Below are 20,919 nucleotides of genomic sequence, written 5' to 3'. Positions count from 1 at the left end.
AAAATAAACAACGCAGCAGCGATTGGTGCTGGAGCGCCTCAGATCTGGACCATCTCGAAATCTTCCTTGCGGGCACCACATTCTGGGCAGGTCCAGTTCATCGGGACCTGATCCCAGGGGGTGTTGGGTGGAATGCCGTGTTCGGGAGACCCCTCAGCCTCGTCATAAATCCAGCCGCAAATCAAACACATCCAAGTTTTAAAGTCGGTCACAGCTTAAAGGGCCTTCACATAGAATGCAACGATTGTATCTAGTGATCTCCGCGGCCTGCAGCTTCCGTGCCACCCCTCCAGCAGGATCTGGTCCATGACCATCAAAGCCTCCCCTCCCCCCCCAGAAATCCCAGATATTGACGACGATGACGCGGAGGAAGCGAGCCCGGCCTGTGTGCTGGTGTTCAATGCCAGCGACCCCAGCGGAGCCGGCGGACTGACCGCCGACATCACCACCATCGCCTCGGTCGGCGGGCATCCGATCGCTGTGGTCACCGGGGCCTATGCCCGCGACACCGCTCAGATTTTTGACCACTTCAGCTTCGACGACGAGGCTGTGTCCGAGCAGGCGCGGGCCGTGCTGGAAGACCTGCCCGTACAGGCCATCAAAGTCGGCTTTGTGGGCAGCCCCGAGAACATCAGCACCATTGCCGAGATCACGACCGACTATGACGAAGTCCCCGTGATCGCCTACATGCCCAACCTGTCCTGGTGGCGTGACGAGCTGATCGACGAGTACCTCGACGCCTTTCGCGAGCTGCTGCTGCCCCAGACCTCGGTGTTGGTTGGAAACCACAGCACCCTGTGGCGCTGGCTGCTGCCGGACTGGACGGGCGAGCGCAGCCCCACCGCCCGGGACATTGCCCGCGCAGCGTCCGAGATGGGCGTGCCCTACACATTGGTCACTGGCATCCCCTTGCCCGAGCAGTTCGTCGAGAACGTGCTGGCCTCGCCGCAGACCGTGCTGGGCAGTGGCAAGTTCGAGCTGTTTGACGCCACCTTCTCGGGCGCGGGCGATACGCTCTCGGCCGCACTCACTGCCCTGGTGGCCAGCGGCAACGACTTGGGCGAAGCCACCAGCGAAGCGCTGGGTTACCTCGACCGCTGCCTGGACGCAGGCTTTCGCCCCGGCATGGGGCACATCGTGCCCGACCGCATGTTCTGGGCACAGCCTGAGGACGACGAGACCGACGGCGACGAAGAAGAAACCACGATTGATGAAACACAGGCCCTGGAGGGTTTTGTGATGCCACCCCATGACACCAAGCACTGATCTCAATATTCCCCTGTTCGAACGCGCCAAGGCGCTGATCCCCGGAGGCGTGAATTCGCCCGTGCGGGCCTTCAAGGCGGTCGGAGGCACACCCCGCTTCGTCAAGCGCGCGCAAGGCGCCTACTTCTGGGATGCGAACGACCAGCGCTTCATTGATTACATCGGCTCCTGGGGCCCGATGATCCTCGGCCACGGCCACCCCGCCGTGCTCGACGCGGTGCAGAAGGCGGCGCTCGAAGGCTTCAGCTTTGGCGCCCCCACCGAGCGCGAAGTCGAGCTGGCCGAGGAGATCCTGAGCCTGGTGCCGTCCATGGAGATGATTCGTCTGGTCAGCTCGGGCACCGAAGCGGGCATGAGCGCCATCCGCCTGGCCCGTGGCGCCACGGGCCGCAGCAAGTTCATCAAGTTCGAAGGCTGCTACCACGGCCATGCCGACTCGCTGCTGGTCAAGGCCGGCTCGGGCCTGGCCACGTTTGGCAATGCCACCAGCGCGGGCGTGCCGCCTGAAGTGGTGCAGCACACCCTGGTGCTCGAATACAACAACGTCGCCCAGCTCGAAGAAGCCTTTGCACTGCACGGCAAGGAACTGGCCTGCGTGATGATCGAGCCCATCGCGGGCAACATGAACCTGGTGCGCGCGAGCGTGCCGTTCATGCAGCGCTGCCGTGAGCTGTGCACCGAATACGGTGCGCTGCTGGTGCTGGATGAAGTGATGACCGGTTTCCGCGTGGCCCTGGGCAGCGCGCAAAGCGTGTACGCCAAGAGCATCCCCGGCTTCCAACCCGACATCACCGTGCTGGGCAAGGTGATCGGCGGTGGCATGCCGCTGGCGGCCTTTGGTGGCCCGCGCGCCATCATGGAACACCTCGCACCGCTGGGCGGCGTGTACCAGGCGGGCACGCTGTCGGGCAACCCGGTGGCCACGGCCTGTGGCCTGGCCACGCTGCGCGAGATCCAAAAGCCCGGCTTCTTCGATGCGCTGTCGGCCCGCACCCGCTCGCTGGTCGATGGCCTGCAAGCCGCTGCCACGGCGGAAGGCGTGCCGTTCTGCGGTGACTGCGAGGGCGGCATGTTCGGCTTTTTCCTGCTGCCCGAGCTGCCCCAGAACTATGCCCAGGTGCTCCAAACCGACAGCGCGCGCTTCAACCAGCTGTTCCACGGTCTGCTGGACCGGGGCATCTACATTGCACCGGCTTTGTATGAAGCGGGCTTCGTGAGCGCCGCCCACACCGCCGACGACGTGGCAGCCACCGTGGCTGCTGCGCGTGAAGTGTTCAAGACGCTCTCAAAATAATAGCTAGCAGCGCATATTGCACTAGCGCTTCCTGCCAATTTGGCACCGAATGGCCCTCACAAGGGCCATTTTTCATGGCGGCGAGGCTTGTGGCGGACAGTCACAGGAGTCCGCGCAGTTCGCGGGCGGCCTCCTGCAGCAGCGGCAGCATGTCGCGCTGCAGGCTGCCCTCGTCCATCTGCTTGGGCGACGCCACCACGTTGAGCGCCGCCACCGTATGGCCCTGCAGGTTGCGCAGCGGCACAGCCAGCGCGTGCACGCCCAGCTCATGCTCCTCCACGGCCAGGCAATAGTCGTCCCGCCGCACCTTGGTGATCACCTGCCGCAGCGGGCCTACCTGCGTAATGGTTTGGGGCGTGAGGCGGTGCAAGGGCCGGTTCTTGAGCCAGGCGGTCAACTCCGCCGGGGGCAGCGCCGCCAGCAACACGCGGCCGGTGGACGTAGGGTGGGCCGGCAGCCGCGCGCCCAGGTGCAAGCCATAGGCAAGCACCCGCGACGGCGCGCCATACACGCCGCTGCGCGCCACGATCACCACCTCATCCCCATCCAGCACCACCGCCGAGAATGACTGCTGGGTCTGGGCTGCCAGCCGGTTCAGCGTGGGTTGCAGCACGCGCGGCAGCCGGGCAGACGCAAGGTAGCTGCCCGAAAACCGAAGCACCTTGGGCGCCAGCCAGAAGTAGCTGCCATCCGTCTCCAGGTACCCCAGGTGCGCCAGGGTCAACAGGTGCCGCCGCGCCGCCGCCCGCGTGAGGCCGGTGCGCTGCGCCGCCAGCGTGGCGTTCAGGCGCTGGCGCTCGGTGTCGAAACTCTCCAGCACGGCCATGCCTTTGGCCATGCCTTCGATGAAGTCTGCCTTGGCGATGGGAGTGGAAGCCATGGGGGTGACGGGTTGGGGACCGGGGAATTGAGCGGGGTTCTAACGCCGGGGCTACCGGGGCCCTGCAGCGACTCGGTGCACTCACCACCGGGCCTGACCACCCGCATCACCCCGGAGACTGCGCGATCATCGCACAAAGCATCGACTGATCGCACGCAATCGGCAGCGCCGGATATCGCTTTGATCTGGATCAACCTACGCTCAAGGCCACTGGCTTTCGGTATCCCCCATCTCCCCACCCCATTCCCAGAGGTTTCCCATGCGCACCCAGGTTGCCATCGTTGGTGCCGGCCCCGCCGGCCTGCTGCTCGGTCAGTTGCTTCACAAGTCCGGCGTTGACGCCGTCATCATCGAGCAGCGCAGCCCCGACTACGTGCTCGGCCGCATCCGCGCCGGGGTGCTGGAGAAGGTCTGCATGGACCTGCTGGACCAGGCGGGCGTGAGCGCCCGTGCCCACGCCGAGGGCCTGCCCCACGACGGCATCGAGCTGCTGTTCAAGGGCCAGCGCCACCGCATCGATCTGCACGAGCTGACCGGCGGCAGCCGCGTGACGGTGTACGGCCAGACCGAAGTCACGCGCGACCTGATGGATGCGCGCGCAGCGGCCGGCCTCACCACCGTGTACGACGCACATAACGTGCAAGTGCACGACTTTGACGGCCAGCACCCACGCGTGACGTACGAAAAAGACGGCCAGACCCACGAGCTGGCGTGCGACTTCATCGCGGGCTGCGACGGCTACCACGGCGTGTGCCGCGCCAGCGCGCCGGCCGACCTGCTCAAGACCTATGAGCGCGTGTACCCCTTTGGCTGGCTGGGTGTGCTGGCCGATGTGCCACCGGTGTCGCACGAACTCATCTATGCCAACACCGAACGCGGGTTTGCGCTGTGCAGCATGCGCAGCGCCACGCGCAGCCGCTACTACGTGCAGGTGCCTACGACTGACAAGGTCGAGAACTGGACCATCGACCAGTTCTGGACCGAGCTGGGCAACCGCCTGGACCCCGAGGCCCGCGCCAACCTGGTGACCGGCCCCGCTCTGGAGATGAGCATCGCCCCGCTGCGCAGCTTTGTGGCCGAGCCCATGCGCTTTGGCCGCATGTTCCTGGCCGGTGATGCTGCCCACATCGTGCCACCCACGGGCGCCAAGGGCCTGAACCTGGCCGCCAGCGACGTGGGTTATCTGTGGACCGCGCTGACCGAGTTCTACAAAGAAAAGTCAGCCGTTGGCATCGACACCTACTCCGACCGCTGTCTGCGCCGCGTGTGGCGTGCCGAGCGCTTCTCCTGGTGGTTCACTTCGCTGATGCACCGCTTTCCGGAAACTGGCGAGTTCGGCCAGAAGATCCAGGAGGCTGAGCTGGACTACCTGGTGCACTCCCGTGCGGCCTCGGTGTCGCTGGCGGAAAACTATGTGGGTCTGCCGATGAACTTTGGGGCCTGAGCCCTAACGGGCCTCCAGACCCGGCCGCCATCGCCATCGCCGTTCAGCGGGCGGCGGATGCGGGCTCTGCGGCCGACGCGCCCTGTGCCGCGGCGGACGGCACCGGCAGCGACACCAGCCACTGCGCCATCTCGCGCGCCTGGGCTTCCGTGACTTGCGGGTGGCGCGGCATCAAGGTGCGGCCCCACTCGCCCACACTCCCGTTGCGGATCTTGCCGGCCAGGTAATCGACTGCGTCGGCGCGGTCGCGGTACCGCGCTGCTATCTGCTGGAACGACGGGCCTACGTAGTAGCGCTCCATGCCATGGCAGCGCAGGCAATCGGATGCCTCCACCAGGCGAAGTCCGGCCGGTGCGGAGGGCGGTGATGCAGCGCTGCCTAGCCCGTTTGCACCCGACGCGCCCTCAGCGGCACTCGCAGCGCCCGGCCCCGGCTGCAGCATGCGCCAGCCCAGGTTGAGCATGCCCAGCACCACCAGTGCCATGAACACCATCAGGGCCCACCCCAGCCAGCGGGGCCGGGGTGGCGGGGTCTCATCGTCGCGGTGCATGCGCGCGCACCGCCGCGAGCCCCGTCGCGATACCCATCATCTCAGTGGCGGAAGTGGCGCACACCGCTGAAGACCATGGCCACGCCACGCTCGTTGGCGGCGTCGATCACTTCGTTGTCGCGCATCGAACCACCGGGCTGGATCACGCAGGTAGCGCCCGCATCAACCACCACGTCCAGGCCGTCGCGGAAGGGGAAGAAGGCGTCACTGGCTACGACCGTGCCTTGCAAGGTCAGGCCTGCGTGGCCTGCCTTGATGCTGGCGATGCGGGCCGAGTCCAGGCGGCTCATCTGGCCCGCACCCACGCCCATGGTCATGCCGCCCTTGCAGAAGACGATGGCGTTGCTCTTGACGTACTTGGCGACCTTCCAGGCGAACAGCAGGTCTTCCATTTCTTCCAGCGTGGGCTGCTTCTTCGTCACGACCTTGAGGTCGATGAGCGACAGCTCGTGGTTGTCAGCGGTCTGCAGCAACAGGCCCGAGCCAATGCGCTTGGCATCCATGGCGTTACGGCCGCGTTCCCAGTCGGTCTTGCCACCGTGTGCGGGCAACGCGATCTTGAGCAGACGCACATTGGCTTTGGCCTTGAAGATCTCCAGCGCCTCGGCGGTGAAGTCGGGGGCCATCAGCACCTCGACAAACTGTTTGCTCACCTGGGCCGCCGCCTGGCCGTCCACCACGCGGTTGAAGGCGATGATGCCGCCGAAGGCGCTGGTAGGGTCGGTCTGGAAGGCCTTGCTGTAGGCGCTCAGCGCGTCCAGGCCCACGGCCACGCCACAGGGGTTGGCGTGCTTGACGATCACGCAGGCGGCGGCTTCAAAGCTCTTCACACATTCCCACGCCGCGTCGGCGTCAGCGATGTTGTTGTAACTGAGTTCCTTGCCCTGCAGCTGCACACCCGTGACCAGCGAGCCTGGCGCGGGGTACAGGTCGCGGTACAGGGCGGCTTGCTGGTGGCTGTTCTCGCCGTAGCGCAGGTCCTGCACCTTGGTGAAGATGCCGTTGCTCTGGCCGGGGAACTGGGTGCGCGTGGGCACGTAGGTTTCCGACAGCTTTTCTTCTTCAAACGTGACGGACGAGAGGTAGTCGCTGATGGCGCCGTCATACTGGGCGATGCGGTTGAACGCGGCCACCGACAGCGCAAAGCGCAGCTTGTCGCTCAACTTGCCACCGGCCTTGAGTTCAGCCAACACGGCGTCGTACTGGTCGGCCGAGGTGATCACGCCCACGTCCTTCCAGTTCTTGGCGGCGCTGCGCACCATGGCGGGGCCGCCGATGTCGATGTTCTCGATGGCGTCGGCCAGCGTGCAACCGGCCTTGGCCACGGTGGCCTCAAAGGGGTAGAGGTTGACCACCAGCAGGTCGATGGTGTCGATACCGTGTTCCTTCAATGCCGCCATGTGTTCGGGCAGCTCGCGGCGGGCCAGCAGGCCGCCGTGCACCTTGGGGTGCAGCGTCTTGACGCGGCCGTCGAGCATTTCGGGGAATTGCGTGACCTCGGCTACTTCGGTCACGGGCAGGCCCTTATCGGCCAGCAGCTTGGCGGTGCCGCCAGTGGACAGCAGCTTGATGCCCAGCGCGTGCAGCGCTTGCGCGAATTCGACGATGCCGGTCTTGTCAGAGACGGAGAGAAGTGCGTTCATGGTGGTGGTGCGGAGGTTTTGAATAAAAACGGGCTGTAGCGCTAGTGCATCATGCGCAAGCAGCTACAAAATAAATAGCAATCAGACAAACCCGGTCAGAGCAGCTTGTGCTCGACCAGCTTCTTGCGCAGGGTGTTGCGGTTCAGGCCCAGCCATTCGGCGGCGCGCGACTGGTTGTTGTCGGCCTGCTGCATCACGACTTCCAGCAGCGGCCTTTCGACCACACGCACCAGCATGTCGTACATGCCATCGGGCGTCTCGCCGCCCAGGTCGCGAAAGTAGCCCTGCAGGCTTTCGCGCACGCATTCTTCGATATGTTTCTTGCTCATGCAACCAATCCCTCTTGTTCTTCTGTGTCGGCATCCACGTCGGTGGCGGCAGGCAGCCGGTCCATCTGTTGGCCCAGGGCGTCCAGGTAGTCGGCCACGGCCTGCCACTGCGTGGTGCAGTCTTCGATCGTATTGATATGTGCCCGCAAGGCCTCGCCGCCCGGCAGCGCGCGCAGGTACCAGGCAATGTGCTTGCGCGCACTGCGCACGCCGGTCAGCTCGCCATACAGGCGGTAGTGGTCTTGCAGGTGGTCCAGCAGCAGGCGCCGCACCTCGGCCACCAGCGGCGGTGCCAGGTGTTCGCCCGTGGCCAGAAAATGGCCGATCTCGCGGAAGATCCACGGCCGGCCCTGGGCTGCGCGGCCGATCATGATCGCGTCGGCCCCGGTGACGGCGAGCACGTCGCGCGCCTTCTCGGGCGAGGTGATGTCGCCATTGGCCACCACGGGCACCTTCACCGCCGCCTTGACGGCGGCAATGGTGTCGTACTCCGCATGGCCCTTGTAGCCCTGCTCGCGCGTGCGGCCGTGCACGGTGAGCATCTGGATGCCCACGCTTTCAAACTGCCGCGCCAATGCCACGGCGTTCTTGTGCTCCTGGCACCAGCCGGTGCGCATCTTCAGCGTAACAGGCACGTTGAAGGGAGCGCAGGCCTCGACCACCGCAGCGGCGATCTCCACCGCCAGCGCCTCGTTTTGCATCAGGGCGGAGCCCGCCCATTTGTTGCAGACCTTCTTGGCCGGGCAGCCCATGTTGATGTCGATGATCTGCGCGCCGCGTTCCACGTTGTAGACCGCAGCCTCCGCCATCATCGGTGCGTCGGTGCCGGCAATCTGCACGGCAATGGGGCCCGGCTCCCCTTCATGGTTGGCCCGGCGCGAGGTCTTGAGGCTGTTCCACAAATCCCTGCGCGAGGTCACCATCTCGCTCACCGCATAACCCGCACCCAGCGCCTTGCACAGCTGGCGGAACGGCCGGTCGGTGACGCCCGCCATCGGGGCGACGAACAACCGGTTCGCCAAAGGAATGTGGCCAATTTGCATGGGCGGGGATAGGGAGGGGGAGGCAGCAACAGATGCTGAAAAAGGAGGCGGGATTGTACCTGCTCAAAATTTCAGCAACTGAAATGGAGCACATACCGTATCTATCTGCCGGTCGGGCTCCATTGATTCAGCCCACGGGACGCTTCCCTCGCCCCCCACTCGGGCCCTGTGGCGCAAGCTCCGCAGCGTCTCAACGCGCCGAGTGCAGGTTCACCGTGCGGCGAGATCGGTGTCTGCAGCCTGTGCGGGCGGCACACCCCGCTGCGCGAAATGCCACCAGGCATCCGGCAGGTTGTCGAACTGGTGGCGCGCCATGAGCTCCCGCAGCCACTGGCGGTTGTGCAGCACGTCCGGGGAGAAACCGCTGACGCCCGCCGCCGCCTCCGAGCGCGCAGCGCCCGCCGGAGTGCCCATGTCCACGGCCTGCCCGTCGGCCAGCGGCCCGCGCACCACTTTATGGGCCTTGATGCCATCCACCACCTGTACCTGTACCACCCAGCCACCGCTGGCGGTGTTGCAGGTGGCCTGCAGCGCCATGCCCTGGGACTGCAGCTCGCGGCCAATGCGCTCCAGCGCCGGCCGTGCGGTGGGCGCCCTGTCGCAAGGCGCTATCGCGGTGGGCTCCCACAGCGTTGGCCCCCCTTGCAGGCCAGGGCTAGGTACCGCGGCCTGCGGGCTGTGCACGCAGGCCGCCAGCAACAGGGCCATGACGGCCGAAGACCAGCGGGTCGCGGGCGGCAAAGCCACCGAGGGGTTCAAGCGGCGTGGTTGGGACGTTGTGGGCAATACCGGCATGGGCGACCTCCTGGGGTTGTCATTCAGGGCCAATGTGTTTTCACGATACAAAAGACGCTGCAACCCAGCCATGCGCCGATGGCGCGCTCCCCTGTAGGACAGATCCCCCTGGGGCACATGGAGCCCCACCCGCCCCCTACACTCAACGGCTATGGAAATCTGGATGCACCAGCTGCTCGAATGGCTGGCCCTGCCGCAATTCGGACTGAGCACAGTCTTTGTGGTGTCTTTTGTCTCGGCCACGCTGCTGCCGCTGGGCTCCGAGCCCGCCGTGTTTGGTCTGATCAAGCTCAACCCCGACCTGTTCTGGCCCGCCATCATCGTGGCCACCCTCGGCAACACCCTGGGCGGCGGCGTGAGCTGGTGGATGGGCCTGGGTGCGCACAAGGCGGTGGACAAGGCACGCGGCAATGCCACCGAGGTGCGGGCGCTGAGCTGGCTCAAGCGCTTTGGCGCGCGGGCCTGCCTCTTGAGCTGGCTGCCGGTCGTGGGCGACCCGCTGTGCGCGGTGGCCGGCTGGCTCAAGCTGCCGTTCTGGCAATGTCTGGCCTATATGGCCGTGGGCAAGTTCCTGCGCTACCTCGTGATGACGAGCGTGCTGCTGTACTTCATGCCCGGCCACCTGGCCCCGTAGCGCCCCGCCGGTGCCACCGGGGTCAGTGTGACAGCAGACGGTCCCAGTCCACGGGCACCGTGGTGTCCACGTGCAGCGTGATGGCCTCTTCGTGAGGCTGCAGGGGGTGGGCGCGGGCCCACTGGGCGTCCAGCACCGCCACGTCCGCCTCTGACGCACCGCCTCCGGCCAGCGCGCGCTGGCGGACGCGCTCGCGCAGCACCGGCAGGGGGGCCTCGAACGACAGAATGTGGCAGGGCACTTGCGCGGCAGCGGCCAGCTCCAGGAAAAGTGCACGGGCATCACGGTCCAGCAAGGTGGCATCCACAATCACGGAGTAGCCTGCCGCCAGCACCTCGCGCGCCACTTGCGCCAGCCGCTGGTGCGTGCGCAGTGTGGCCTCTGCGGTGTAGATGCCGCCCGGTATCCCGTCGCTGGCAGCATCCGGCGCCAGGCCAAACAGGCGCTTGCGCTCCACATCGGCCCGCATACGCACCATGCCACGCTGGCACGCCAAGGCCAGCGCATGGGTGCTCTTGCCCGCGCCCGAAAAGCCATGGGCCAGCCACAAGGTGGCAGGGCACGGCGTGGACCAGCGTGCAGGCCGTTGTCCGGCAAAGCCCGCCGCCAGCTCCAGATACCCCTCCACGGTTTGCGCAGCGTGCCCGCTGCCACTACCGTCACCGGTGGGGTCCATCCGCAGGGCTGCCACCCGCGCCCGCACCAGGGCACGGTAACAGCCGTAGTAACGCAACACCGCCAGGCCTGCGTAGTCCCCGGTGTGTTCGAGCCACCGGTTCAAGAACCGCCAGGCCAGATCCGCCCGACCATGGGCCGCGAGGTCCATCACCGCAAAGGCGATGTCAGCCACGCAGTCGATCCAGCGCAAGGCGGGGCTGAACTCCAAGGCGTCGAACAGCTGGGCCTCGCCATCGATGAGCGCAATGTTGGCCAGGTGCAAATCGCCATGGCACTCGCGCACCCATCCGGCTGCCCGGCGCGCCTCGAACGTGGGGGCCAGGGCTTGCCCCTCATGCTGGCACCAGCTGGTCACCTGCGCCAGCAATGGCTCCTGACCAGGCAGTGCGCCTGCCACGGGCGTGTGCAGAGCAGCCAGGCAATCGTCCACCGGCGCTTGCACCGCTGCTGCTGAGCCCCAGCTGTTTGCACCTGCGGCGACGGCGGCTGCGGCGTGGAACTGCGCCACATGGCGCGCCAGCTGGTCGATCTGCGCAGGCGACACGCGCTGCTCATCCAGTGCGGTGGCGAGCAGTGCCGCCTGGGCAAAACGCCGCATCCACACGGCGGGCTCGGCGCCTGGTGGAGCGCCTTGCCAGGGCACCACCCGCAGCGTGGCAGGAGCATCTTTTGCCGCATCGCTCACCAAGCCGACAACGCCCAGGTAAAGGCCCGGCGCCGTCCGGCGGTTGATGCGCAGCTCTTCCTCGCAGGCCGCATGCCGCAGCGCCCGCGTGCTGAAGTCCAGAAAATCCAGCTGCAGTGGCTTTTTGAACTTGTAGGCAAAATCACCGGCCAGCAGCACCCACGAGATGTGGGTTTCTATACATTCCACGGGCACCATCGGGTCTACCGGATGCGCGAAAGCCTGTGGTTGCTGCTGCAGCATGCGCACGCGCTGCTGGGCAGTGGCGAATTCGGCCGACAGGTCAGTGGATGGGGACATGGAACGGACGCGGGGCATGGGCTTCTGCACCCACGCGCAGGCGCAGCACGGTGCGATGCCACCCAACGCGCAGGTGGGAACAGACCCTCAGTGTGGGCACCGCAAGCCGCTTGTCAACCCGACCAGCACAAACGATAGCCGGCACACCGCCAGCCGATGGCCAGAAACTACAAGAAAGCGTGGCCGCTGGGGATCGACAGGTCCGACAGCTGAGAGTCGCCTTTGGCGATGGGCTCCTCGACCACTACCTGGTTGCGCCCGCCCTCCTTGGCCATGTACATGGCAGTGTCTGCCCGCGAGAAAAACTCCAGCACCGACTCGCCCAGCACATACTGGGTCACACCAATGGACACCGTCACGCGGCCTTTGAGCAGGCCCGTCCAGGCGTGCGACTCGACCTGGGCCCGAATGCGTTCGCAGGTGTTGAGCGAGGGCAGCAAAGAGGTCGCCGGGAAGATCAGCAGAAACTCCTCGCCACCATAGCGCCCAAACACGTCGCCACCGCGCACGCCCTGCTGCGCAATGCGCGCAAAGGTGCGCAACACCTCGTCGCCCCCCAGGTGACCCAGCTCGTCATTGATGCGTTTGAAATGGTCAATGTCCAGCACGGCCAGGCACAGCGGAATCCCGCTTTCGTCGGCCAGCTGCTTTTGCTCTTCAAGCGCCGCCAAGATGTAGCGGCGGTTGAAACAGCCCAGCAAAGTGTCGCGCTGCGCATCTTCCTGGATGTTCTTGATCTTGCGGCTGGCCTGGTAGAGGCTGCGGTACAGCCGCTGCACGCGGCCCATGAGCACGATGAACGCTGGCACGGAGACCGCCAGCGCCAGCAGGTGCATCAGCTCCAGCCGCAGCAGGGCATCGTTGCCCTGCTCTGCGTAGTGCGCGGCTGCCACTGCCGCATAAGCGCACAACACCCCGGCCGTCAGCACCAGCAACGTGCGCCGGGGTACGGTAAAGATGCCATAAGCCACTGCCACAAACATGAAGGGGGCCAACAGAATCTGCGTGACAGGCTCCAGGTAGAACAACCCCAGCATGCCACTGATGGAAGCCACCACGATGCCCAGCTTGAGATGGCGCAGCCGCAGTTTGTGGTGCAGGCCCAAACGAAACAAGGCACCAAACACCGCGAAGCCCGCCGCCGTCAGACCGGCCAGCACCCACAGCACCTGGACCCCCACCACGCCCAACGCATAGAACCCCAGCAGGGCCAGGGCGTACAGGCCAATGAGCCCCGCCACAGCCCACCACTTGGACTGCGCACTGCGCTCTCCCCGGGGGCCAAAGCCATCCAGCGCGCGCCGTCCAGGTCGCACGGCGACTGAAGACGAATCGTCGAACTCCAGCACGGCATCGGTCAACGGGAAGGCATCCGTCGCCGAAAACAGGTTTTTGCGTCCAAAAAGCATGTGGTGGCGGGCTCTGGCCTGGATATGTGGGTGGGCGGTGCAGCAACACACGCGCAGCACCCGTCAGACAAATCGCAGGATCTTACGCGTGGCTGACAGAATCGAACTGCGCGTTTTCCAGTAGCCCAGGCGACAGGGACCGCCACCGGCGATTCAGGCCACCGCCATCCGCTGACGCGTCCACCAGCCCTCCACGCTGTACACCAGCAGCGCGGCCCAGATCAAAACAAAACCCACCAGCCGCGCGGGCTGAAAGGCCTCGTGGTACACCCACACCCCCAGCGCAAACTGGAGGCTGGGCGAGATGTATTGCAGGATGCCCAGCGTGGACATGGGAATGCGCCGCGCGCCAGCGGCAAACAGCAGCAAAGGTACGGCCGTCATGGGCCCGGCCAACAGCAACCAACCCACAGTAGACGCATCGCCCTGCACCAGAGCGCCCTGTCCTTGCCAGCTCCACCAGGCCAGCACCACTGCCGCCACCGGCGCCAGCATCAGGGTCTCCAAGGTAAGCCCCTCCAGCGCGCCCAGCACTGCTACCTTGCGCAGCAGGCCATAGAAGCCAAAGGTCAGTGCCAGCACCAGCGCGATCCAGGGCAGGCGCCCTGCCTGCACGGCCAGCCACAGCACACCGGCCGCAGCCACCGCCACGGCCAGCCACTGCCCGGGCCGGGGGCGCTCGCGCAGGAACACGAAGCCCAGCGCCACATTCACCAGTGGCAAGATGAAATACCCCAGGCTGGCATCGACCACATGGTGGTTCTGCACCGCCCACACGTAGGTCAGCCAGTTGCCCGACAACAGCACGGCCGACAATGCAAATGCGCCGAGCACCCGCGGCTGGCGCACCACAGACGCCATCCACGCCCATTGCCTGCGCACGGCCAGCAGCGCCAACACCACCACCAGCGACCACAGTGTGCGGTGCATCACGACCTCCAGAGAGGGCACGTCAGCCACTTGCTTGAAGTACAGGGGAAACAAGCCCCATGCAACATAAGCCAGCGCGGCGTAGAGGATTCCGGTATTCATGCGCGAAAAGCCCGACAAGGGGTGAATGGAGAAAAGCCGACGACGCAGGCCCCGACAGCGCCAGAAAAAATCCCTGTCAGCCCAAGGGCAAACAGGGATAGCGGACATGTCCACCGCACCAGCAGACCCGTACGGGCCTGCCGGAAGGTCAGACGTTGAAGAGGAAGTTCAGAACGTCGCCATCCTTGACCACGTATTCCTTGCCTTCGGCGCGCATCTTGCCAGCGTCCTTGGCACCCTGCTCGCCCTTGTAGGCAATGAAGTCCTCGAAGGCAATGGTCTGCGCCCGGATGAAGCCGCGCTCGAAATCGCCGTGGATCACGCCGGCTGCCTGGGGTGCGGTGTCGCCGATGTGGATGGTCCAGGCGCGCACCTCCTTCACGCCTGCGGTGAAATAGGTCTGCAGGCCCAGCAGCTTGAAGGCGCCGCGGATCAGGCGCGCCAGGCCGGGCTCCGTCTGCCCCATCTCGGCCAGAAACATGTCGCGGTCTTCGTCGCTCATCTCGGCCATCTCGGCTTCCATCTTGGCGCAGATGGCCACCACGGGCGCGTTCTGGCTGGCGGCGTAGTCCTTGAGACGATCCAGGAAGGGGTTGTTCTCGAAGCCGTCTTCACTCACGTTGCCCACAAACATGGCGGGCTTGGCCGTGATGAGGCACAGGGACTTGAGCAGGGGCTGCTCTTCCTTGGTGATCTCCACGGAGCGGGCCGGCTTGCCCTCGTTGAGTGCGGCCTGGATGCGGGTGAGCAGCGCCACCAGTTTGGCGGCATCCTTGTCGTTGCCCGACTTGGCAGCCTTGGTGTAGCGGTTGAGCGCCTTCTCGACAGTACCCAGGTCGGCCAGGCACAGCTCGGTCTGGATGACTTCGATGTCGGAGATCGGGTCCACGCGGCCAGCCACGTGGATCACGTTGTCGTCTTCAAAACAGCGCACCACATTCACGATGGCGTCGGTTTCACGGATGTGGGCCAGGAACTGGTTGCCCAGGCCTTCACCCTGGCTCGCGCCTGCCACCAGGCCGGCAATGTCCACAAACTCGACGATGGCGGGAACGATGCGCTCGGGCGAGATGATCTCGGCCAGCTGCTGAAGGCGGGGGTCCGGCACTTCCACCACGCCCACGTTGGGCTCGATGGTGCAGAAGGGATAGTTCTCGGCGGCAATACCAGCCTTGGTCAGCGCGTTGAAAAGGGTGGACTTGCCGACATTGGGCAGGCCCACGATGCCGCATTGGAGGCTCATGGCAGGGCTTTCTGGTGTTCTGGAGACAAACCCCGATTTTACGGGCCCGCCCAGCGCCCACTGCAGATAGCCCGAATCAGGCCGTCATTCAAACCGCAAATCGGCAGCAATGCGTTGCCCCACACGCAGCCACTGTCCTGCGCCGCTGCGCACAATGGCGTTCATGCCGAACGTGATGGCGCCTTCCAGCCGCTTGTCCTGGCGGTAGGTGCGCAGGGTGTCGCCCACCGACGGGTTGCTCTCGGCCGTGGCCGGGTCAATGTCGGGGATGGGGCATCGCGCGCAGGGCTTCACGGGTTGCAGGTGGATGTCGGTGGTGTCATCGCCCTGCACATGGATCAGATCCACGCGGTCCTCGTCGTGGGCATCCACCCCCGCCAACACCACGTTGGGCCGGAACCGCTCCATGCCCACCGCGCCGTGGCCGCCGGCCGTGAGCCGTGCGTTGAGATCGTTCAGGGATGCCTCACTGGTCACCAGCAGCGGAAACCCGTCAGCAAACTGATTGGGAGCCTCCACACCATCCGTCCACTCCAGGCTGGACAGCCGCCGATGTTCCGGGTCAAACCGCACCAGGCGGCAGGGCTGCCCCAGAAAGTCGCTGAACCACTGGGCCGCCACAGGCCCCATGTCCCAAGCAGGGACCGTGTCGCGCCAGACAGTCACCGTGGCCGGGGCCTCCACTGCGTCGATCGCCACATGCAGCGCCAGCATGCCCGGAGCCCGCAGCACCATTTCGTCACTCTTGAGCTGGGGCCGGATCAGCGCCATGTGGGGCAGGCTGCGCTGGGTGAGGAACATGCCCTGTGCGTCCACCACCATCCAGGCGCGGTCCAGATCCAGCCCGGTCTCGGTAAGCAGCGCCTGCTGCACCTCGATGCCCGCACAGGATTTGACGGGATACACAAACAGCCGCGCAATGGTGCCGGACAGATCAGACTCGGAAGGGAAGCTCACGCCACGTGCTCCTGAAGAAGGGTGCCAGAAAGGCCAGACCGCAATTCTGCCCTGTCATTACAGGGGGTAAGACCCCTCCTACAATGCCTGTCATGGCCCCAACCTTTGATATCTGTATTCGTGGCACCGGCATCGTGGGCCGAACCCTGGCCTTGTTGCTGGCACGGGAACGACTGAGGGTGGCCCTGGTACCAGCCCCGGCTCCACGCAGCGCGGCGGCCACTGATGTACGGGCCTATGCCCTGAATGCAGCGTCCCGTAGCCTGCTCGAATCGCTGCGCAGCTGGCCCGACGCCGAACACGCTACCGCCGTCAAGCACATGCAGGTGCAGGGCGATCAGGATGGCTGCGTGCATTTCGATGCCACCCCCCAGGGGGTAGAAGCCCTCGCCTGGATCGTGGATGTGCCGGCCCTGGAAGAGCGACTGGCACAGGCTGTGCGGTTTCAGCCATTGGTAGAGGTGGTGGATATCCCAGTGGCTGCGCCCCTGACCGTCGTGTGCGAAGGACGCGCCAGCACCACCCGGTCCGAGTTTGGCGTGCACTTTGACGTGACGCCCTATGCCCAGCACGCCATTGCCACACGGGTGCGCTGCGAACATCCGCATGCACAGGTCGCACGCCAGTGGTTTTTGCCACAAGGCATCCTGGCTTTTTTGCCGCTGGAGGGAGCCCAGGGGAACTCTGTGGCCGTGGTGTGGTCCGTCCCTGAGGAGCGGGTTTCCGCGCTGATGGCGTTGCCGGCCGACGCCTTTGCGCACGAGTTGCAGACGGCGAGCAAGCAGGCGCTCGGCAGCATTGCGCTCATTGCCGAGCGTGCCACTTGGCCGCTGCAGCTGGCCAAGGCAGACCGCTGGTGCGGTGCTGCATCGACCAATGCGACCAATGGCCCAGCTACGCGCAGCTGGGTACTGGCAGGCGACGCGGCGCACAACGTGCATCCGCTGGCAGGGCAAGGGCTGAACCTGGGCTTGGCCGATGTGGCAGCCTTGGCCGATGTGCTGCGCACCCGCGACTACTGGCGCAGCGTCGCCGACCTGCGGCTGCTGCGGCGCTACGAACGCCAGCGAAAAGCGGCTCTGATAGCGATGGGCCTGGCCACCGACGGGTTGCAGCAACTGTTTGCACGCCCGGAGGCGCCCTGGCAAGCGCTGCGCAACTGGGGCATGAAGGGCTTTGAACACAGCGGCCTGCTGAAGGATTTTGTGGCCCGCCAGGCCATGGGGATGCGCTGAACGCGCGAGTTTGATTGAACGGGAACATGATGAAATTGACCACTGCTTTGCTGACCGTCGCGGCAGCCACTCTGAGCCTGAGCGCCACGGCGCAAGAGGACGTCATCCGCAAGGCATTGGCCGGGCGCATTCCTCAAATGGACAAGATCGACGAAGTGCGCCCCACACCCATGAAGGGCTTGTACGAAGTGCGCATTGGCACCGACCTGTTCTACACCGACGCCAAGGGCGACTATGTGATCCAGGGTGAACTCATCGACTCCAAGGCGCGCCGCAATCTGACCGAAGACCGCATCAGCAAGCTGACAGCCGTCAGCTTCTCGGCCCTGCCTCTCAAAGATGCCGTAACCATTGTGCGCGGCGACGGCAAGCGCAAGGTGGCCGTGTTCGAGGACCCCAACTGCGGCTACTGCAAGCGCTTTGAGCGCGACTTGCAGCAGATCAACAACGTGACGGTATACCTGTTCCTGTACCCCATCCTGAGCCCGGATTCGGCCGAAAAGTCGCGCAACATCTGGTGTTCCAAGGACCAGGCCACGGCGTGGCAAGACCAGATGGTGCGGGACAAGCCCGCACCGGCGGCTAGCTGTGACACCAGCGCGCTGCAGCGCAACCTGGCCTTTGGCAAGAAGTACAAGATCACCGGCACCCCCACCTTGATTTTTGCCAACGGCACGCGTGTGCCAGGTGCGATCGGCGCCCAGGAGGTCGAAAAGCGTCTGGCCGAAGCCGCCAGCGAAACGCCCTCCGCCAATTGATAGCCGCTGAAAGCCCCTGACCGACGACCCCGCGCGGCCCTTGCGTCGCACACGCCATGCCCCTTTCACGCCAAGCCTCTGCCGCAGACATTCACTACCGCGTCGAACCCACAGACCTGCACGCACATCTGTTCACCGTGACGCTGACGGTGCAGCGGCCAGCGGCATCGCAAGAGCTGTCTCTGCCGGTCTGGATTCCAGGCAGCTACCTGGTGCGGGAGTTCTCCAAGAATCTGCAGGTTCTGACGGCTCGGCAAGGCCAACGCGCTTTGCAACCGGCCCAGCTGGACAAGCACCGCTGGCAAGTGCAATGCACGGAGCGCAAGCCCCTGGTGCTGACCTATCAGGTGTGCGCCTACGACAGCTCCGTGCGCACCGCCTGGCTGGACACCTCGCGCGGCTTTTTCAACGGCACCAGTCTGTGCCTGCGCGTGCATGACCAGGAGAAACAGCCCCACACACTGGAACTGGCACGCACGGCGGCCACGGCGACCTGGGCTGCTGCCACCGGTCTACGGCCCCTGGATGCCGACAAGCAAGGGTTTGGTCTGTACGCGGCGGCCCACTACGATGAACTGGTCGATTGCCCGGTGGAATTGGGTAACTTCTGGGTGGGGCGCTTCAAGGCCTGCGGCATTGCCCACCAGTTTGTGGTGGCAGGTGCGGCTCCGTCGTTCGATGGCAAGCGCCTGCTGGCCGACACGCAGAAAATTTGTGAAACCGCCATCCGTTTCTGGCACCGCGAAGGCAAGGCGCCGTTCAAAAGCTACGTCTTCATGCTCAACGCCGTGGGAGATGGTTATGGGGGACTGGAACACCGCAACTCCACGGCGCTGATCTGCGGGCGGCGTGATCTGCCCCGCCAGGGCGATGTGCGAGCCAGTGAGGGCTACACCACGCTGCTGGGCCTCATCAGCCACGAATACTTTCACACCTGGAACGTCAAGCGCCTGCGGCCTGCCGAGTTCACCCGCTACGACTATGCGCAAGAGAACTACACCGAGCTGCTGTGGTTCTTCGAGGGCTTCACGAGCTACTACGACGACTTGCTGCTGCGCCGCGCCGGGCTGCTGGACGACGCAACCTACCTCAAGCTCATCACCAAAACCATCAACCAGGTGCTGCAAACACCCGGCCGGTCGGTACAAACCGTGGCCCAGGCCAGTTTTGACGCGTGGGTGAAGTACTACCGACAGGACGAGAACACACCCAACACCACCGTCAGCTACTACACCAAAGGCTCTCTAGTGGCCCTGTGCCTTGACCTGGCCCTGCGGCGCGAGGGCAAAGCCACGCTGGACGATGTGATGCGCGCACTGTGGGAGCGCTGCGCGGGCGGCCCGATGACCGAAGCAGATCTGCGCGCCGTGCTACACGACCTGGCCGGCCGCCCATTCGACAAGGAACTGGCGCACTGGGTGCACAGCACAGCCGATCTACCCCTGGAGGAGCTGCTGGCCGCCCACGGCGTGGCGCTCAAGGCCGACCGGCCGCAGCTGGCCCAGCGCCTGGGCCTGCGTGTGGCCGAGAACCACAGTGTGCAGATCAAGACCGTGCTGCGTGGCGGAGCCGCAGAGAAGGCAGGAATGTCTGCAGGCGACGAATGGCTGGGCGTGGAAGTGCAGGGCCAGGGCTGGCGCATCAGCAAGCTCGACGACGTCACTTTCTACGCGGGCACCCACACCACCCTGCAGGCACTGGTGGCCCGCGACGGGCGACTCCTGCCCCTGTCCTTGGAGATGCCACCGCTCCAGGCAACTGGAGCCCCTGCCAAGGGCCGGCGCAACGCGACCGCCACAGCCATGGCGCCAGACACCATCAGCCTGACGGTGACAGACACCGCTGCAGTGGGACGCTGGCTGGCCTGACGGCAGCAAAGCCCTACTGCCTTGGGTATATTGCTGCAGCTTTCATAACCAACCATAACCCCCAGGAGATTTCATGACTTACGAAACCATCGAGGTGCGCATTGAAGCGGACAAGGTCGGCATCATCACCCTCAATCGGCCCAAACAGCTTAACGCGCTGAACGACCAACTCATGAATGAACTGGGCGCTGCCCTCAAGGCGTTCGACGCTGACGAGAAAATCGGCTGCATGATCGTCACCGGCAGCGAAAAGGCTTTTGCGGCGGGCGCGGACATTGGCGCCATGGCCAAATACAGCTTCGCTGACACCTACAAGGGCGACTACATCACCCGCAACTGGGAAACCATCCGCTCCATTCGCAAGCCCGTCATCGCCGCCGTCAGCGGCTTTGCATTGGGCGGCGGCTGCGAACTGGCCATGATGTGCGACTTCATCATCGCCGCCGACAATGCCAAGTTCGGTCAGCCCGAGATCAAGCTGGGCGTGATCCCTGGTGCCGGTGGCACGCAGCGCCTGCCCCGCGCCGTGGGCAAGTCCAAGGCCATGGACATGGCACTGACAGGCCGCATGATGGACGCGACCGAAGCCGAGCGCGCCGGACTGGTCAGTCGAGTGGTGGCTTACGACAAGCTCATGGACGAAGCGCTGGGCGCCGCCATCATGATTGCCGGCTTCTCGCAGATCGCCGTCATGGCAGCCAAGGAATCGGTCAACCGCGCCTTCGAGGGCACGCTCGCCGATGGCGTGATGTTTGAGCGCCGCCTGTTCCACGCGCTGTTTGCGACGCAGGACCAAAAAGAAGGCATGGACGCGTTCATGAACAAACGCGCCGCTAACTTCACACACCAATAATTTTTGTTCTATAATTCTGGTTT

At 65.1% G+C, this 20,919-nt stretch carries 20 protein-coding genes; 8 read left to right on the top strand and 12 right to left on the bottom strand.

Annotated features, from left to right (window positions below):
• Positions 1–38: 38 nt before the first annotated feature.
• Complete coding sequence (locus CLU87_RS02135; protein ID WP_165836572.1) at positions 39–191, bottom strand: rubredoxin; 153 nt, start codon at positions 189–191, stop codon at positions 39–41.
• 115 nt (positions 192–306) lie between these two features.
• On the opposite strand from CLU87_RS02135, the gene CLU87_RS02130 reads away from it, so the two are divergent.
• Together CLU87_RS02130 and hemL are read left to right on the top strand one after the other, a co-directional pair.
• The gene (locus CLU87_RS02130; RefSeq protein WP_056066236.1) at positions 307–1,266 is read left to right on the top strand and encodes a bifunctional hydroxymethylpyrimidine kinase/phosphomethylpyrimidine kinase; all 960 of its coding nucleotides are present in this window, start codon (positions 307–309) and stop codon (positions 1,264–1,266) included.
• A complete protein-coding gene (gene hemL, locus CLU87_RS02125; protein ID WP_056066239.1) occupies positions 1,250–2,560 on the top strand; it encodes a glutamate-1-semialdehyde 2,1-aminomutase in 1,311 nt (436 codons plus the stop codon). Before CLU87_RS02130 ends, hemL begins: the two co-directional genes overlap by 17 nt.
• A 100-nt stretch (positions 2,561–2,660) precedes the next feature.
• Here the strand turns inward: hemL and CLU87_RS02120 are convergent, their stop codons facing one another.
• Positions 2,661–3,440 carry an IclR family transcriptional regulator C-terminal domain-containing protein gene (locus CLU87_RS02120; protein ID WP_056066242.1) on the bottom strand — a complete coding sequence of 260 codons (780 nt, stop codon included), beginning with the start codon at positions 3,438–3,440 and terminating at the stop codon, positions 2,661–2,663.
• A 259-nt stretch (positions 3,441–3,699) separates the two neighbouring features.
• On the opposite strand from CLU87_RS02120, the gene pobA reads away from it, so the two are divergent.
• On the top strand, positions 3,700–4,884 hold the full coding sequence (gene pobA / locus CLU87_RS02115; RefSeq protein ID WP_056066244.1) for a 4-hydroxybenzoate 3-monooxygenase: 1,185 nt from the start codon (positions 3,700–3,702) through the stop codon (positions 4,882–4,884).
• A 43-nt stretch (positions 4,885–4,927) separates the two neighbouring features.
• On the opposite strand, the gene CLU87_RS02110 is transcribed toward pobA, so the two are convergent.
• The 5 genes from CLU87_RS02110 to CLU87_RS02090 form a co-directional block, all read right to left on the bottom strand.
• Positions 4,928–5,434 (bottom strand): c-type cytochrome, encoded by a 507-nt coding sequence (locus tag CLU87_RS02110; RefSeq protein WP_056066249.1) that lies wholly within the window; start codon positions 5,432–5,434, stop codon positions 4,928–4,930.
• A gap of 41 nt (positions 5,435–5,475) precedes the next feature.
• The gene (gene purH / locus CLU87_RS02105) at positions 5,476–7,077 is read right to left on the bottom strand and encodes a bifunctional phosphoribosylaminoimidazolecarboxamide formyltransferase/IMP cyclohydrolase (RefSeq protein WP_099729336.1); all 1,602 of its coding nucleotides are present in this window, start codon (positions 7,075–7,077) and stop codon (positions 5,476–5,478) included.
• 95 nt (positions 7,078–7,172) lie between these two features.
• Positions 7,173–7,406 (bottom strand): Fis family transcriptional regulator, encoded by a 234-nt coding sequence (locus CLU87_RS02100; RefSeq protein WP_015015597.1) that lies wholly within the window; start codon positions 7,404–7,406, stop codon positions 7,173–7,175.
• Entirely contained in the window at positions 7,403–8,449 is a 1,047-nt protein-coding gene (dusB, locus tag CLU87_RS02095; protein WP_099729335.1) for a tRNA dihydrouridine synthase DusB, read from the bottom strand. Before dusB ends, CLU87_RS02100 begins: the two co-directional genes overlap by 4 nt.
• Before the next feature lie 210 nt (positions 8,450–8,659).
• Positions 8,660–9,244 carry a M15 family metallopeptidase gene (locus CLU87_RS02090; protein ID WP_099729334.1) on the bottom strand — a complete coding sequence of 195 codons (585 nt, stop codon included), beginning with the start codon at positions 9,242–9,244 and terminating at the stop codon, positions 8,660–8,662.
• 151 nt (positions 9,245–9,395) lie between these two features.
• Here CLU87_RS02090 and CLU87_RS02085 point away from each other — a divergent pair, with 151 nt between their 5' ends.
• Positions 9,396–9,878: a YqaA family protein gene (locus tag CLU87_RS02085; protein ID WP_056066264.1), complete on the top strand. Its 483-nt coding sequence runs from the start codon at positions 9,396–9,398 to the stop codon at positions 9,876–9,878.
• Positions 9,879–9,900: 22 nt separating this feature from the next.
• Here the strand turns inward: CLU87_RS02085 and CLU87_RS02080 are convergent, their stop codons facing one another.
• The 5 genes from CLU87_RS02080 to CLU87_RS02060 all read right to left on the bottom strand — a co-directional run bounded on the left by CLU87_RS02080 (position 9,901) and on the right by CLU87_RS02060 (position 16,182).
• Positions 9,901–11,541 carry a bifunctional aminoglycoside phosphotransferase/ATP-binding protein gene (locus CLU87_RS02080; RefSeq protein WP_099731999.1) on the bottom strand — a complete coding sequence of 547 codons (1,641 nt, stop codon included), beginning with the start codon at positions 11,539–11,541 and terminating at the stop codon, positions 9,901–9,903.
• 167 nt (positions 11,542–11,708) lie between these two features.
• Positions 11,709–12,950 carry a diguanylate cyclase gene (locus CLU87_RS02075; RefSeq protein WP_099729333.1) on the bottom strand — a complete coding sequence of 414 codons (1,242 nt, stop codon included), beginning with the start codon at positions 12,948–12,950 and terminating at the stop codon, positions 11,709–11,711.
• A gap of 153 nt (positions 12,951–13,103) precedes the next feature.
• Positions 13,104–13,982, bottom strand: a complete 879-nt coding sequence (gene rarD, locus CLU87_RS02070; protein ID WP_099729332.1) for an EamA family transporter RarD — start codon at positions 13,980–13,982, stop codon at positions 13,104–13,106.
• Positions 13,983–14,130: 148 nt separating this feature from the next.
• Complete coding sequence (gene ychF, locus CLU87_RS02065; RefSeq protein ID WP_056746891.1) at positions 14,131–15,225, bottom strand: redox-regulated ATPase YchF; 1,095 nt, start codon at positions 15,223–15,225, stop codon at positions 14,131–14,133.
• Between the two features lie 84 nt (positions 15,226–15,309).
• Positions 15,310–16,182 carry an MOSC domain-containing protein gene (locus tag CLU87_RS02060; protein WP_099729331.1) on the bottom strand — a complete coding sequence of 291 codons (873 nt, stop codon included), beginning with the start codon at positions 16,180–16,182 and terminating at the stop codon, positions 15,310–15,312.
• Positions 16,183–16,274: 92 nt separating this feature from the next.
• Here CLU87_RS02060 and CLU87_RS02055 point away from each other — a divergent pair, with 92 nt between their 5' ends.
• The 4 genes from CLU87_RS02055 (at position 16,275) to CLU87_RS02040 (ending at position 20,896) form a co-directional block, all read left to right on the top strand.
• Positions 16,275–17,417, top strand: a complete 1,143-nt coding sequence (locus CLU87_RS02055) for an FAD-dependent monooxygenase (protein WP_099729330.1) — start codon at positions 16,275–16,277, stop codon at positions 17,415–17,417.
• 29 nt (positions 17,418–17,446) lie between these two features.
• A complete protein-coding gene (locus CLU87_RS02050; RefSeq protein ID WP_099731998.1) occupies positions 17,447–18,175 on the top strand; it encodes a DsbC family protein in 729 nt (242 codons plus the stop codon).
• Positions 18,176–18,231: 56 nt separating this feature from the next.
• The gene (locus CLU87_RS02045; protein WP_099729329.1) at positions 18,232–20,043 is read left to right on the top strand and encodes a M61 family metallopeptidase; all 1,812 of its coding nucleotides are present in this window, start codon (positions 18,232–18,234) and stop codon (positions 20,041–20,043) included.
• 73 nt (positions 20,044–20,116) lie between these two features.
• On the top strand, positions 20,117–20,896 hold the full coding sequence (locus tag CLU87_RS02040; RefSeq protein ID WP_099729328.1) for an enoyl-CoA hydratase: 780 nt from the start codon (positions 20,117–20,119) through the stop codon (positions 20,894–20,896).
• Positions 20,897–20,919: the final 23 nt, after the last annotated feature.

Origin of the sequence: Acidovorax sp. 59, assembly GCF_002754175.1 — a bacterium.
Lineage (GTDB): Bacteria > Pseudomonadota > Gammaproteobacteria > Burkholderiales > Burkholderiaceae_C > Acidovorax > Acidovorax delafieldii.
Note: the sequence above shows the minus strand (reverse complement) of the source record. Positions and strands in the feature narration are given on the sequence as shown.